Below are 14,130 nucleotides of genomic sequence, written 5' to 3'. Positions count from 1 at the left end.
CTGCGCAACCTCGTTACGGTAATGATCGGACCGCGTAGCGTCACGTATGCCCTGCTGGGAGCGCTCGGAGATGTGCGGGACAGCAGGTAGATCGTGCTCGAACGCCGTCATCCGCCCCTCACCTCCTACAACGCGTAACCGATCGCGGCGGTCACGAATCCGGCGCCACTTAGGGGCCCCTGTTGCAAATTGTCGCATTAGTCGGGGTGGTGAACTGACACTCCGACAATTAGCCGACGACACTCCGCAACGAGCCGGATAAGGACGCTCACACGCAGGCACCCACGACGGGCGCACACGGTGTGCGTTCGCGCTCGACGGACGGGGTACCCGCTGAGCGCGATGGACACACCGCGCTCAGCGGTCGGCGATGGTCAGAAGCGATCGGTCGGCCGGTACAGCCCCCACGCCTCACGCAACGTCCCACAGACCTCACCCACGGTGGCTCGGGCCCGCAGCGCCGCCTTCATCGGGTACAGCACGTTGTCCGTGCCGTCGGCGGCAGCCCGCAGATCGGCGAGCGCCCGCGTCACCGCGTCGCCGTCCCGCTCGGATCGCAGCCGCGCCAGCCGCTCGGCCTGGGCCGCCTCGATCGCCGGGTCGACCCGCAGCGGCTCGTACGGCTCCTCCTCGTCCACGGTGAACCGGTTGAGCCCGACCACCACCCGCTCGCCCGAGTCGATCTCCTGGGCGATCCGGTACGCGGACTGCTCGATCTCCCGCTTCTGGAACCCGGCCTCGATCGCGTCCACCGCGGAGCCGTGGTCGGCCACCCGCTCCATCAACTCGACGGCGGCGGCCTCGATCTCGGCGGTCATCGCCTCCACCACGTACGAGCCGGCGAACGGGTCGACAGTGGCGGTCAGGTCCGTCTCGTACGCCAGCACCTGCTGCGTGCGCAGCGCGAGCCGGGCCGCCTTCTCGGTGGGCAGTGCGATCGCCTCGTCGAAGCTGTTGGTGTGCAGCGACTGGGTGCCGCCGAGCACCGCGCCCAACCCCTGCACCGCCACCCGGACCAGGTTCACCTCCGGCTGCTGCGCGGTGAGCTGCACACCTGCGGTCTGGGTGTGGAAACGCAGCATCATCGACTTCGGGTCCTTGGCGCCGAAGTCGTCGCGCATCAGCCGAGCCCAGATCTTCCGGGCGGCGCGGAACTTCGCCACCTCCTCCAGCAGCGTGGTGCGGGCCACGAAGAAGAACGACAACCGGGGGGCGAAGTCGTCCACGGCGAGCCCGGCGGCCAGCGCCGCCCGCACGTACTCCACGCCGTTGGCCAGGGTGAACGCGATCTCCTGCGCGGGCGTCGCACCGGCCTCGGCCATGTGGTAGCCGGAGATGGAGATGGTGTTCCACTTCGGCACCTCCTTGCGGCAGTACGCGAACGTGTCTGCCACCAGGCGCAACGACGGCTTCGGCGGGAAGATGTACGTCCCCCGGGCGATGTACTCCTTGAGGATGTCGTTCTGGATCGTGCCGTTGAGCGCCGAGCCGGCAACCCCGTTCTCCTCGGCGACGAGTTGGTAGAGCAGCAGCAGCACCGAACCGGGCGCGTTGATGGTCATCGAGGTGGAGACCTTGTCCAGCGGGATGTCGGCGAAGAGCAGCCGCATGTCCTCGATGGAGTCGATGGCGACGCCCACCTTGCCGACCTCGCCGTGCGCGATCGGCTCGTCGGAGTCGTACCCCATCTGGGTCGGCAGGTCGAAGGCGACCGAGAGGCCCATGGTGCCGGCCCGCAACAACTGGTGGTACCGCGCGTTGGACTCGGTGGCGGTGCCGAAGCCGGCATACTGGCGCATGGTCCACGGACGGGAGGTGTACATCGTGGGGTAGACCCCCCGGGTGTACGGGAACTCGCCGGGGTCGCCCAGCCGGGAGTCCAGGTCCTCCGGAAGGTCGGCCGCCGTGTAGACGCCGTTGATCGGAAAACCGGACTCGCTTGACCGCCGTTCACTCATCCCCGGATGGTAGGACGCCTGGCCACGCCGTCGGGTGAGGGATACCGCACAGTGCGTCCCGACCGGTCGACACGAGGTGAACGACAAGGCACGTTCTGTCGACTTCGATAAACGTCCGCCGCGTCGGCTTTCGCATCGGGCGTCGGAACCAGCAAGATAGGGGGGTTGTGTCCCAGCCCCCCTCGATTTCCCCCGGTGGCTTTTCTGTGACTCAGATCCCGACGTGGAGCGGCGGACCAGTCAGTCCCGCCAACGGCCGAGCGGCGCCCGGCACCACCATTGGTGGCCGGTACTCGCTGCGGTCCTCGGTGGGCAACGGCGGCATGGGCACGGTGTGGCGCGCCACCGACACCCTGCTGCGCCGTGACGTGGCGGTCAAGGAGGTCGTCCTGCCCCCGGGGCTGGCCCCCAGCGACCGTGACGCCATGTACGAACGCACCCTGCGCGAGGCCCGCGCCGCCGCCGCCATCCAGCACCCCGCGGTGGTGCAGGTGTACGACGTGGTCACCGAGGCTGGTCGGCCGTGGATCGTGATGGAGCTGCTGGACGCCCGCAGCCTCGCCGACATGGTGATCGAGGACGGGCCGGTCGCGCCCCGGGCCGTCGCCAAGATCGGCATCGCGCTGCTCGGCGCGTTGGAGGTCGCGCACGCGATCGGTGTGCTGCACCGTGACGTGAAGCCCGCGAACGTGCTGATCTGCACCGACGGACGCTGCGTGCTGACCGACTTCGGGGTCGCCCGGATGCCGACCGACGTGCAGCTCACCACGCCCGGCATGGTGCTCGGCTCGCCGCACTTCATCTCGCCCGAGCGGGCCATGGGCCAGGAGTTCGGCCCGCCGAGCGATCTCTTCTCGCTGGGTGTGACGCTCTACACCGCGGTCGAGGGGCGGCCACCGTTCGACAAGGGCGACCCGATCGAGACCATGCACGCCGTGGTCGAGGACCCGCCCGCGCCGCCGCAGCGCAGCGGCCCGCTGACCCGCGTGCTGATGGGTCTGCTGGAGAAGGACCCGGCCCGCCGGCTGGACGTGCACACCTCCCGGGCCATGCTGCGCGAGTTGCTCGCCGGCCCGCTGGGCAGCACCGCGACCGCCGTGCACTCGGTCACCGACCCGTACGCCGTGGTGCCGGTCCAGCAGCGCCCGGTGCCCGTCCTGCCGCCATCTCCACCGACGCCGAAGGCGGACAACCAGATCGGCGGCCCCGCCATGCTGGCCCCCGGCGAGTCGTTGACCGACCGGCTGGCGTCGCTGAACCGGGGCGAACGCCCAGCCCTCGCCGGCTCGGCCGGCGCCACCGGGCTCGACGAGACCAACGCCGACGCGTTGGCCGGCCCGCTGCACACACCCACCGGGGCGATGCCCACACCCGGCCGCCCGCCCGCCGGGCGCGCCTACGGCGGCAACGCGGACGCCACCCAGCGCGTGGACGCCGGCGCGCACCCGGACGCCACCCAGCGGGTCACCTACGGCACGCCGGCCGACGCCACCCAACAGGTCGGCTACGGCGGCGCACCGGAGGCCACCCAGCGCATCGGTGGCACCTACGGCGGCGGCAACCAGTGGTCGGTGCCGGGCACCGGCCAGCCCTGGGCCAGCGCACCCGCCTCTGGTGGCAGCGCTCCGGGCGGCGGCGCTCTGGACAAGGTCCGCGCCGCCGGTGGTCAGCTCGTCGGCAGGGTCAAGGGCTGGCCGCGCAAGGTGCAGCTCGCCGCGGCCGGTGGCCTGGTCGTCGTGCTGCTGCTCACCGCGGTGGCGCTCTCCGGCGGCGACGATGCCCCGCCGAACACCCCGGCGGCGCAGCCCACCCCGTCCGCGGAGGCGAACCCGGGCGTCGAGATGCAGGAACACGCGGCCCGGGGCATCCAGGTCATGGTGCCGAAGGGCTGGAAGAAGGCGACCGGGCCCTCGTACACCGACTACATCGACCCGGAGGACAGCGGCCGCAAGGTGCGCATCATCACCGAGAAGTGGTCCAGCAGCTCCACCCGTTGGGCGGAGACGGCCGAGAACGGCCTCAAGACCAGGAGCACCTCCTGCGTCAAGCCGTACCAGCAGATCAGCGCCACCGAGACCGAGCTGGCCAGCAAGCCGGCCGCCGAATTCGAGTACACCTGCGGCGAGGGCGACACCATGCGGCACGGCGTCTGGCGTGGGGTGGCGGAGGGCGGCAAGGCGTACTCCTTCTACCTCACCGCCACCGACGCCAAGTTCGCGGAGAGCAAGCCGATCTTCGACGAGATGGTGCGGACGTTCCAGCTCACCGGGGACGGCTGAGCCGGAGGGAACCCGCAGCGGTGATCCGCCGCCGTGCTATCAAGGGGCATGGCGGCGGACACCACTGACATCGACGACATTCGCGAGCAAGCCCGGCGCTGGCTGGCCGACGACCCCGACCCGGCCAGCCGGGACGAGCTGACGGCGGTGCTCGACGGGCTGCCGGCGAGCGCCCCGGAGCTGGCCGACCGGTTCGCCGGCCCGCTGACCTTCGGCACGGCGGGCCTGCGCGGCCCGCTACGGGCCGGCCCGAACGGGATGAACCTCGCCGTGGTCACCCAGGCCGCTGCCGGCCTGGTCGGCTGGCTCGCCGCCCAGGGCGGCAGCGGTCCCCTGGTGATCGGGTACGACGCTCGGCACGGCTCAAAGCAGTTCGCCGAGCGCACCGCCCAGGTGGCCACCGGGGCTGGCCGGCCGGCGCTGCTGCTCCCCCGCCCGCTGCCCACCCCGGTGCTGGCGTACGCGGTGCGGCAGCTCGGCGGAGTCGCCGGTGTGATGGTCACGGCCAGCCACAACCCGCCCCAGGACAACGGCTACAAGGTCTACCTCGGCGCGGAGCTGGGCGGTGAACTGGGCGCCGGCGCACAGATCGTGCCGCCCGCCGACGCTGGCATCGAGGCGGCCATCCGATCGGTCGGCCCGCTGACCGAGGTGCCACTGGGCCAACCCGGGCAGGTGCTCGGCGACGACCTGGTCGCCTCGTACGTCGAGCAGGCCACCGCGGTGATCGACCCGGACGGGCCACGGGACCTGTCGGTGGCGTACACCCCTCTGCACGGGGTGGGCGCGGCGGTGCTCACCGCCGCCTTCGCCCGCGCCGGTTTCCCGGTGCCCGGCGTCGTCCCCGACCAGGCCGAACCGGACCCGGCGTTTCCCACCGTGTCCTTCCCCAACCCGGAGGAGCCGGGGGCGGTGGACCGGCTCATCGCCCTGGCCGATGCCACCGGCGCCGACCTCGCCATCGCGAACGACCCGGACGCCGACAGGTGCGCGGTGGTGGTCCGCGAAGAACGCGGCGGCTGGCGGATGCTGCGTGGCGACGAGGTGGGGGTGCTGCTCGCCGACCATCTGATGCGCCGAGGGGTGACCGGGCTCTACGCGACCACCATCGTGTCGTCGTCACTGCTACGGGCGATGTGCGCGGCAAGGGGTCTGCCCTACGACGAGACGCTCACCGGCTTCAAGTGGATCGTGCGGGCCGGCGGCGGGAGCGCGCCCCTGGTGTTCGGCTACGAGGAGGCGCTCGGCTACTGCGTCGCACCGCAGCACGTCCGGGACAAGGACGGCATCACGGCCGCGCTGACCGTGGCCGAGCTGGCCGCCGGCCTCAAGACGCAGGGGCGCACCCTGACCGATCGGCTCGACGAGTTGGCCGCCGAGTTCGGCGTGCACCACACCGACCAGCTCTCCGCCCGGGTGGACGACCTGCGGGTGATCACCGACGCGATGGCGAGGATCCGCGCGGACACCCCGACCACCCTGCTCGGGCAGCCGGTCGACAGCGTCCGGGACCTGCTGCCCGAGGCGGACGTGGTGATCCTGCGTACCGGGTCGGCCCGGGTGGTGATCCGCCCCTCCGGGACCGAGCCGAAGCTCAAGGCGTACCTCGAGGTGGTGGAGCCGGTCACCGACGGTGACGTCCCGGCGGCGCGCAGCCGGGCGGCGCAGGCCGTCGCCGGACTGCGCGCCGAGGTCGGCGCCGCCCTCGGCCTCTGACCTAGCAGGCACCCACCCACCCGCCACGGCCCCTTTGCTCTGCACCCATGGACGCACCAGGCGGCGAACCGCCCGGTGGTGCACCCGCGGGTGCAGAGCAAAGGATGGTCAGGGGGTGGGTGGGGTCCGACGGTCAGGCGCGCTTGCCGAGTGCCGCGTCGACCGCTCCGGCCAGGGCGGCGACGACCAGACCGACCGACGGGCGGACCACCGAGTCGTCGGTGCTCACCTGACCCGAGAAACCCGCGCCGGTGGCGATCGCCTCCAGCCGCCGGCGAGCGGTGGCGACCTCCTCGCCACTCACGCCCAGCGCGGTCTCCATCCGCAGCACCACGACCAGGGTGGCCAGCGCGGCGGTCCGCTCGTCCGGGGCCGCCGCGCCGGTCAGTGCCTCGGCCAGCCGCTGGCGGGTCTCCGCCTCGACGGAGGCGTCCACCACCGGATAACGGTGCACGTGGATGAAACCCAGCTCGGTCTCGTCGACGTCCCGAACCACACCCTGGCTGCACAGATCACCGAGGATCCGGTCCCGCAGGCCGTGCCGCAGGCGCTGCACCCACGAGGCCGGGGTGTGCGGGGTGTCGGCCGCGATCCGGCCCAGCACCTCGTCGGCGACCGGCTCGCCGGTAGGCGTCGGGTCGACCACGGTCAAGGACCCGTCGGCGTACGCGATCCGGCCGGCGATGGCCAGCTCGACCAGCACCGCGGCGGCCATGCCGAGGTCCAGGCTGATCCGCGGCATGGTCGCCTTGCCGGTCGTGTCGTCGTAGGCGAGAAGCAGCAACTCCTCGGCGAGCGCAACACCAGTCATGGCCGCAGACGGTAGCGGGTCCGCGCACCACCGCGCACGGACCCGCCGGACCCGGCACCGACCGGGTGTAGCCCTCAGAACCGGGGCATGCCGCCGAACTGACGGTCACCGGCGTCCCCGAGCCCGGGGACGATGAACATGCGGTCGTTGAGCCCCTCGTCGATCGAGGCCGTGACCAGGCGCAACGGCAGACCGGAGCGTTCCAGCCGCTCGATGCCGACCGGGGCGGCGAGCACACACAGAACGGTGATGTCGGTGCAGCCCCGGTCGGCCAGCAGCCGGCAGGAGTGCTCCAGCGAACCACCGGTGGCCAGCATCGGGTCGAGCACCAGCACCGGCAGCCCGGCCAGGTCCCGGGGCAACGACTCCATGTACGCGCGCGGCTCGTAGGTCTCCTCGTCGCGGGCCAGGCCGACGAAGCCCATCGACGACTCGGGCAGCAGGCTGAGTGCGGCGTCCGCCATGCCGAGGCCGGCCCGCAGCACCGGGACCAGCAGCGGCGGGTTGGCCAGCCGGGTGCCCTCGGTGCCGGTGACCGGCGTCTGCACCGGGTACCGCTCGACGGGGAAGGTACGCGCCGCCTCGTACACCAGCATGGTGGTCAGTTCGTGCAGCGCCGCCCGGAACGTCGAGGAATCGGTGCGCGCGTCCCGCATGGCGGTCAGCCTGGACTGGGCCAGCGGGTGGTCAATGACGTGTACGTCCACGATCGCTCAACCTACCGGTCCGTACGGCACGGTGGTGCGGGTGCGGTCGGACCAGCGACGCCGCTCACGCCGGGCCCGCCGTGACCAAGATCACTCGCCGCTCCGGTGCGTAGACTTCTCGGCATGACGGCGACAACGACGTCGGCCCGGTCGGAGCTCTCCGAGCTGGGACGATCCGAGACCGCTCTGCGGACCTTCCTGCACGGCCTGCCCGGCGTGGACCAGGTCGGCGCGGAGCAGCGGGCGGCACAGCTCGGCACCCGATCCATCAAGACCACCGCCAAGGCCCAGGCGATCGACCTGGCGATCCGGATGGTCGACCTGACCACCCTGGAGGGGGCGGACACCCCGGGCAAGGTGCGCGCGCTGGCCGCGAAGGCGCTGCGCCCGGACCCGGCCGACCCGTCCTGCCCGCACGTCGGCGCGGTCTGTGTCTACCCGGCGATGGTCCCGTACGTGGCCGAGGTGCTGCGCGGAAGCGCCGTGCACCTGGCCAGCGTGGCGACCGCGTTCCCGTCGGGCCAGGCGCCGTTGGAGATCAAGCTGGCCGACACCCGGGCCGCCGTCGCGGCCGGTGCCGACGAAATCGACATGGTGATCAACCGGGGTGCGTTCCTGGCCGGGCGCTACAAGGAGGTCTACGACGAGATCGTGGCCACCAAGGAAGCCTGCGGGGACGCCCACCTCAAGGTCATCCTGGAGACCGGCGAACTGGCCACGTACGACAACGTGCGGCGCGCCTCCTGGCTGGCCATGCTGGCCGGCGGTGACTTCATCAAGACCTCCACCGGCAAGGTCCCGGTCGCGGCGACCCTGCCGGTGACCCTGGTGATGCTGGAAGCGGTCCGCGACTTCCGGGCGGCGACCGGCCGGCAGGTGGGCGTGAAGCCCGCCGGTGGCATCAAGACCACCAAGGACGCGATCAAGTACCTGGTGATGGTCAACGAGACCGTCGGCCCGGACTGGCTCGACCCGGACTGGTTCCGCTTCGGCGCGTCCAGCCTGCTCAACGACCTGCTGATGCAGCGCACCAAGCTGACGACCGGCACCTACTCCGGTCCCGACTACTTCACCCTGGACTGATAGCCGATGTTCGAATACGCCCCCGCCCCCGAGTCCCGCTCGGTGGTGGACCTCAAACCCTCGTACGGGCTGTTCATCGACGGCACCTTCGTCGACCCGACCGACGGCGGCAGCTTCAAGTCGATCAACCCCGCCTCGGAGGAGGTGCTGGCCGAGGTCGCCGAGGCCGGCGCGCCGGACGTGGAGCGCGCGGTGCGTGCCGCCCGCAAGGCGTACGACAAGGTCTGGGGTCCGATGCCGGGCCGGGACCGGGCGAAGTACCTGTACCGGATCGCCCGGCTCATCCAGGAGCGCTCGCGTGAGCTGGCCGTCCTGGAGTCCCTGGACAACGGCAAGCCGATCCGGGAGTCCCGGGACGTCGACCTGCCGCTGGTCGCCGCGCACTTCTTCTACTACGCGGGCTGGGCCGACAAGCTGGGTCACGCCGGCTTCGGGCCGAATCCGCAGCCGATCGGCGTGGCCGCGCAGGTCATCCCGTGGAACTTCCCGCTGCTCATGCTGGCCTGGAAGATCGCCCCGGCGCTCGCCGCGGGCAACACGGTCGTGCTGAAGCCCGCCGAGACCACCCCGCTGACCGCGCTGCTCTTCGCCGAGATCTGCCAGCAGGCCGACCTGCCGGCCGGTGTGGTCAACATCCTCACCGGCGCCGGTGACACCGGCCGCGCCCTGGTCGAGCACCCCGGCGTCGACAAGGTGGCCTTCACCGGCTCCACCGACGTCGGCCGTGCCATCGCCCGGTCCGTCGCCGGCACCCGCAAGAAGCTCACCCTGGAGCTGGGCGGCAAGGCCGCCAACATCGTCTTCGACGACGCACCCATCGACCAGGCCGTCGAGGGCATCGTCAACGGCATCTTCTTCAACCAGGGCCACGTCTGCTGCGCCGGCTCCCGACTGCTGGTGCAGGAGAACGTCGCCGACCGGGTGCTGGAGTCGCTGAAGCGGCGGATGGCCCAGCTCCGGGTGGGCGACCCACTGGACAAGAACACCGACGTCGGCGCGATCAACTCCGCCGCCCAGTTGGAGCGGATCCGCGAGCTGTCCGACGCCGGTTCCGCCGAGGGCGCCGAGCGCTGGTCACCGCCGTGCGAGCTGCCCGACCGCGGCTTCTGGTTCGCGCCCACCATCTTCACCGGCGTCACACAGGCCCACCGGATCGCCCGCGAGGAGATCTTCGGCCCGGTGTTGTCGGTGCTCACGTTCCGCACCCCGGCCGAGGCCGTGGAGAAGGCCAACAACACGCCGTACGGGCTGTCGGCGGGCATCTGGACCGACAAGGGCTCCCGGATCCTGTGGATGGCCGACCGGCTGCGCGCCGGCGTGGTCTGGGCCAACACGTTCAACAAGTTCGACCCCACCTCGCCGTTCGGTGGCTACAAGGAGTCGGGTTACGGTCGCGAGGGCGGCCGGCACGGGCTGGAGGGCTACCTCAATGTCTGAGCGGGTCGCGGTACGCAAGACGTACAAGCTCTTCATCGGCGGGAAGTTCCCGCGCAGCGAGTCGGGACGGTCGTATCTCGTGCAGTCCTCGAATGTGTCACTGGCCTCCCGCAAGGACGCCCGGGACGCGGTGGTCGCCGCCCGCGCCGCCGTGAAGGGCTGGGCCGGCGCTACCGCGTACAACCGGGGTCAGATCCTCTACCGCGCCGCCGAGATGCTGGAGGGTCGCCGCGAGCAGTTCGTCGCCCTGGGCATCCCCGGCGACGAGGTGGACGCCGCGGTGGACCGCTGGGTCTGGTACGCCGGCTGGGCCGACAAGCTCGCCCAGGTGTACGGCGGCGCGAACCCGGTCGCCGGCCCGTACTTCAACATCTCCGCGCCCGAGCCGACAGGCGTGGTGGCGGTGGTCGCCCCGGAACGCCCGGCGCTGCTCGGCCTGGTCAGCGTGATCGCCCCGGCGATCGTCACCGGCAACACGGTGGTGGTGGCGGCCTCCCCGACCGAGCCGTTGGCGGCGGTGACGCTGGCCGAGGTGCTGGCCACCTCCGACCTGCCGGGCGGGGTGGTCAACATCCTCACGGGTGCGATCACCGAGACCGCGCCGGCGTTGGCGGCGCACATGGACGTCAACGCGCTCGACCTGACCGGGGTGACCGACGCCTCGCTCGCCACCGAGTGGGAGGTCAAGGCGGCCGAGAACCTCAAGCGGGTGCTCCGACCGGCCCCGGCCGACCACGACTGGTCCGCCGACCCGGGCCTGGCCCCGATGACCGCGCTCCTGGAGACCAAGACGGTGTGGCACCCCAAGGGGGTGTGATTCGTTCCCGGCCTCTTGGGTTTTCCGGGGGAGCCCGCCCACTCCGGGCGGTCAGGCTTGATCCCTGCGTGGGCGGGCTCCCCCGGAAAACCTGACGTGGGGTCGGTTCGTCGGGTGGGTCAGCTCACGGGTTCTGCCTCGGGTCGGTCCGCCGGTCCTGGTCGGCGATCATGGGGTTGGCGGGGTTTTTGATCTCGCTCGACCCGGTCAACCTCATGATCACCGCTGGGAGGGGTGGGAGTGGGAGTGGAGGGGGAGGGTGGGGTCTACTACCGGGGGTAGGATTGTTGCGTGACTCGGCTGGGCGATCTTGAGCGTGCGGTGATGGACGTGTTGTGGGACGTGGTCCCCGGCACGTCGGATGGTGTGACCGTGCGCGAGGTGGCCGACGCCCTCGACGGGCGCGAGTTGGCGTACACCACGGTGATGACCGTGCTGGACCGACTCGCCGGCAAGGGCATGGTGCAGCGGGAGCGCGAGGGCCGGGCCTGGCGGTACCGGCCGTCGGCCAGCCGTGAGGCGCACATCGCCCAGCTCATGCTCGACGCCCTCGATCTGGGCGGCAGCCGGGACGCCGCGCTGGTGCGGTTCGCCCGCTCGGTGACCGGCACCGAGGCCGAGGTGCTGCGTGCGGCTCTGGGGAACGAGGCCGGCCTGACCGGTGGGGGTTCCGCCGACGGCGGTTCCGAACTGACCGACCGCCTGGACGGGCCGACGGGCCGACGGCCCGCCGGCGAGGCAGCGGAGCGGTAGGGCGCACGCCGTGGCCTACGCCGTGCACTTCGCCGCCACCATGCTGGCCTGCTATCTGACGGCCCAGGTGATGGCCCGCTCCACCTGGACGTGGCGCAGCCCCCGGGTGGCGATCATCTGCTGGCAGGCCGTCGGGTTGGCGCTGGGGCTCTCGGCGATGGGGCTGCCCATGGCACTCGGGCTGAGCACGTACGGCCTGCCGACCGGGAGCGCACTGCTCGCCCTGGCCGACGACCTCGCCCACGGCACCCTGCCGGTCGGGCTGAGCACCTTCCACCTAGCCGGCGTCGGGGTGGGTTTCGGCATCGGCGCGGTCCTGGTCACCACGACCGTGCGCAGCATCCACGGCACCGTACGCGCCCAGCGCCGGCATCGGGACCTGCTCTCGCTGGTCGCCCGGGACGATCCGGCCGCGCCCGGCGCGCTCGTGCTGGATCATCCGAGCGCCGCCGCGTACTGCCTGCCCGGCGTGAAGCCGCAGGTGGTGGTCAGCGCCGGCACGCTGAGCATGCTGGACCACGCCGAGTTGGCCGCGGTGCTCAGCCACGAGCGCGCGCACGCCCACGAACGGCACGATCTGGTGCTGTTGCCGTTCACCGCGCTGTGCCGGGCGTTGCCCTGGTTCGGCTGGGTCCGCGACGCCCACGAGCGGGTCGCCCTGCTGGTCGAGATGCGCGCCGACGACAAGGCGCGTGAACTGCACGCGGATGCGCCGCTGGCGGGAGCGCTGCGCCGGTTCGCCGCGGCCGGTCACCGGATCACCCCGGCCGGCGCGCTGGGTGTGGGCGACCGGGATCTCGACGTACGGATGCAGCGCCTGCTGGTCAGCGACCGGCCGCCCCGGGTGCTCGGTGCCACCGCCCTCGCGGTCGCCAGCACGCTGGTCGCCCTCCCGATCACCCTCTTCCTGTCCTGAGCTGACCCCAGCGCACGCACGCGCCTCGCCTGACCCCCGAGCCCTGCGCGCCGCGCCCCACGCCCTACCCCTGCGCCACGCCCCCGCGCCCACGCGGCACGCCGCGCCGCGCGCCCACGCCGCACCCCACGCCCGACGCCGCGCCGCGCACCACGCCGCGCCCCCGCGCCGCAGCGCCCGCCTTCCGATCCCAAGGTCGCGCCTGATCCAGGTTCGAGTGGCATCCCACGGCGGACCAGGCCACTACATCCACGATCGAGCGCGATCTTCCCGGCCACACAACTACTACGCAATGTCGTAGACTTGTCTACGACGTCACGTAGTAGTCGAACGTGTAGAGAAACTACGTGTAGGGTGGCTACGACAAGGGAGCCAACACTACGGAGGGCCGGCCATGGACACCCTGCTCCTCGCCCGCCTGCAGTTCGCCACCACCACGTCGATCCACTTCCTCTTCGTGGTCGTCACGCTCGGGCTGGTCACCCTGCTGGTCGCGATGCAGACCGCCTGGGTGCTCACCGGCAACCCGAAGTGGGAACGGCTGACCCGCTACTGGGGTCAGCTCTACGTGATCAACTACGTGCTCGGCATCGCCACCGGCATCGTGATGGAGTTCCAGTTCGGGCTGAACTGGAGTGGCCTGTCGCGCTACGTCGGCAACGTCTTCGGCGCACCACTGGCGATCGAGACGCTTGTGGCGTTCTTCCTCGAATCCACGTTCCTCGGGATGTGGATCTTCGGCTGGCACCGGCTCGGCAAGGGCGTCCACCTGGCGCTGCTCTGGGGCGTGGCGATCACCGCGTACGCCTCGGCGTTCTGGATCATGGTGGCCAACTCCTGGCTGCAGAACCCGGTCGGCTACGAGGTACGCGACGGCATCGCCCACCTCACCGACTTCGGCGCGCTGCTCACCAACCCCAGCCTCGGCATGGCGTTCGGGCACGTGGTCTCGGCCGCGATGCTGGTGGGAGGCATGCTGATGGCGGCGGTCAGCGCCTGGCACCTGATCCGGCGCACCCCCGACTTCGCGCTCTTCCGCACCTCGCTGCGGATCGGCGTGGTCACCTCGGCGTTCGCGATCACCATGGTGCAGGGCTTCGGCTTCGCCCAGTTCGGCCCGGTCGGCTCGGTGCAGCCCACCAAGTTCGGCCAGGGCCCGGAGGGCCAGGCGTTGATCGCCGAGTGGACCGCGCGGTTCGGCCCCGGTGACTACACGCCGCCGGTGCTGGCCAACGTCGGGCTGGGCTTCATGATCCTGATCGGCTTCACCCTCGGATGCGTGTGGTTCCTGCTCCCCCTGCTCTTCCGCGACTGGATCATCCGACTGCGCTTCCCGCTCTGGCTGGTCCTGCTCGCCCTGCCGCTGCCGTTCGTCGCGGTGATCCTCGGCTGGATCGCCCGCGAGGTCGGCCGCCAGCCCTGGGTGGCGTACGGGCTGCTCCCCACCGAGCAGGCCGTCTCCCCGGTCGGCGCACCGGTGATGCTCACCTCGCTGATCGGGTTCAGCCTGCTGCTCGGCACGCTCGCCGTCACCAACTGGGTGCTGCTCGCCCGGCACGCGGCCCGGGGCGCGGCCGACCCGGCGCTCGGCCGCCCACCGACGCCCCCGAACGAGTCGGCCCGCCCCGAACCCGCCCTCGTCTGAGCACCTGA

11 protein-coding genes are annotated in these 14,130 nt (G+C 71.6%); 8 read left to right on the top strand and 3 right to left on the bottom strand.

The window, feature by feature from the left end:
* Positions 1–374: 374 nt before the first annotated feature.
* Complete coding sequence (locus ABGB10_RS14325) at positions 375–1,958, bottom strand: methylmalonyl-CoA mutase family protein (protein ID WP_347661359.1); 1,584 nt, start codon at positions 1,956–1,958, stop codon at positions 375–377.
* A gap of 206 nt (positions 1,959–2,164) precedes the next feature.
* Between ABGB10_RS14325 and ABGB10_RS14320 the strand changes: the two genes are divergently transcribed.
* Positions 2,165–4,237: a serine/threonine-protein kinase gene (locus ABGB10_RS14320; RefSeq protein WP_347661358.1), complete on the top strand. Its 2,073-nt coding sequence runs from the start codon at positions 2,165–2,167 to the stop codon at positions 4,235–4,237.
* 48 nt (positions 4,238–4,285) lie between these two features.
* A complete protein-coding gene (locus ABGB10_RS14315) occupies positions 4,286–5,953 on the top strand; it encodes a phospho-sugar mutase (RefSeq protein WP_347661357.1) in 1,668 nt (555 codons plus the stop codon).
* A gap of 133 nt (positions 5,954–6,086) precedes the next feature.
* Here the strand turns inward: ABGB10_RS14315 and ABGB10_RS14310 are convergent, their stop codons facing one another.
* Both ABGB10_RS14310 and upp read right to left on the bottom strand, forming a co-directional pair.
* A complete protein-coding gene (locus tag ABGB10_RS14310) occupies positions 6,087–6,764 on the bottom strand; it encodes a GPP34 family phosphoprotein (protein ID WP_347661356.1) in 678 nt (225 codons plus the stop codon).
* Positions 6,765–6,838: 74 nt separating this feature from the next.
* Entirely contained in the window at positions 6,839–7,471 is a 633-nt protein-coding gene (gene upp / locus ABGB10_RS14305) for a uracil phosphoribosyltransferase (RefSeq protein WP_347661355.1), read from the bottom strand.
* 123 nt (positions 7,472–7,594) lie between these two features.
* On the opposite strand from upp, the gene deoC reads away from it, so the two are divergent.
* From deoC to ABGB10_RS14275, 6 genes are all read left to right on the top strand, one after another.
* The gene (gene deoC / locus ABGB10_RS14300) at positions 7,595–8,554 is read left to right on the top strand and encodes a deoxyribose-phosphate aldolase (RefSeq protein ID WP_347661354.1); all 960 of its coding nucleotides are present in this window, start codon (positions 7,595–7,597) and stop codon (positions 8,552–8,554) included.
* Positions 8,555–8,560: 6 nt separating this feature from the next.
* Positions 8,561–9,991 carry an aldehyde dehydrogenase family protein gene (locus ABGB10_RS14295; RefSeq protein WP_145786264.1) on the top strand — a complete coding sequence of 477 codons (1,431 nt, stop codon included), beginning with the start codon at positions 8,561–8,563 and terminating at the stop codon, positions 9,989–9,991.
* Complete coding sequence (locus tag ABGB10_RS14290) at positions 9,984–10,808, top strand: aldehyde dehydrogenase family protein (protein ID WP_278137444.1); 825 nt, start codon at positions 9,984–9,986, stop codon at positions 10,806–10,808. Before ABGB10_RS14295 ends, ABGB10_RS14290 begins: the two co-directional genes overlap by 8 nt.
* Positions 10,809–11,099: 291 nt before the next feature.
* Positions 11,100–11,561 (top strand): BlaI/MecI/CopY family transcriptional regulator, encoded by a 462-nt coding sequence (locus ABGB10_RS14285; RefSeq protein ID WP_347661353.1) that lies wholly within the window; start codon positions 11,100–11,102, stop codon positions 11,559–11,561.
* A gap of 10 nt (positions 11,562–11,571) precedes the next feature.
* The gene (locus ABGB10_RS14280) at positions 11,572–12,477 is read left to right on the top strand and encodes a M56 family metallopeptidase (protein WP_347661352.1); all 906 of its coding nucleotides are present in this window, start codon (positions 11,572–11,574) and stop codon (positions 12,475–12,477) included.
* 394 nt (positions 12,478–12,871) lie between these two features.
* Complete coding sequence (locus ABGB10_RS14275) at positions 12,872–14,122, top strand: cytochrome ubiquinol oxidase subunit I (protein WP_347661351.1); 1,251 nt, start codon at positions 12,872–12,874, stop codon at positions 14,120–14,122.
* Positions 14,123–14,130 lie beyond the last annotated feature (8 nt).

The organism is Micromonospora sp. B9E7, assembly GCF_039871815.1.
Classification (GTDB): Bacteria; Actinomycetota; Actinomycetes; order Mycobacteriales; family Micromonosporaceae; genus Micromonospora.
This window is presented reverse-complemented; position numbering and strand designations above follow the sequence as displayed.

Excerpts from the sequence above, each read along its gene's own strand:
- ABGB10_RS14315 (WP_347661357.1), top strand. The coding sequence starts at position 4,286 with ATGGCGGCGGACACCACTGACATCGACGACATTCGCGAGCAAGCCCGG.
- ABGB10_RS14325 (WP_347661359.1), bottom strand. The coding sequence starts at position 1,958 with ATGAGTGAACGGCGGTCAAGCGAGTCCGGTTTTCCGATCAACGGCGTC.
- ABGB10_RS14310 (WP_347661356.1), bottom strand. The coding sequence starts at position 6,764 with ATGACTGGTGTTGCGCTCGCCGAGGAGTTGCTGCTTCTCGCCTACGAC.
- ABGB10_RS14290 (WP_278137444.1), top strand. The coding sequence starts at position 9,984 with ATGTCTGAGCGGGTCGCGGTACGCAAGACGTACAAGCTCTTCATCGGC.
- ABGB10_RS14295 (WP_145786264.1), top strand. The coding sequence starts at position 8,561 with ATGTTCGAATACGCCCCCGCCCCCGAGTCCCGCTCGGTGGTGGACCTC.
- ABGB10_RS14275 (WP_347661351.1), top strand. The coding sequence starts at position 12,872 with ATGGACACCCTGCTCCTCGCCCGCCTGCAGTTCGCCACCACCACGTCG.
- deoC (WP_347661354.1), top strand. The coding sequence starts at position 7,595 with ATGACGGCGACAACGACGTCGGCCCGGTCGGAGCTCTCCGAGCTGGGA.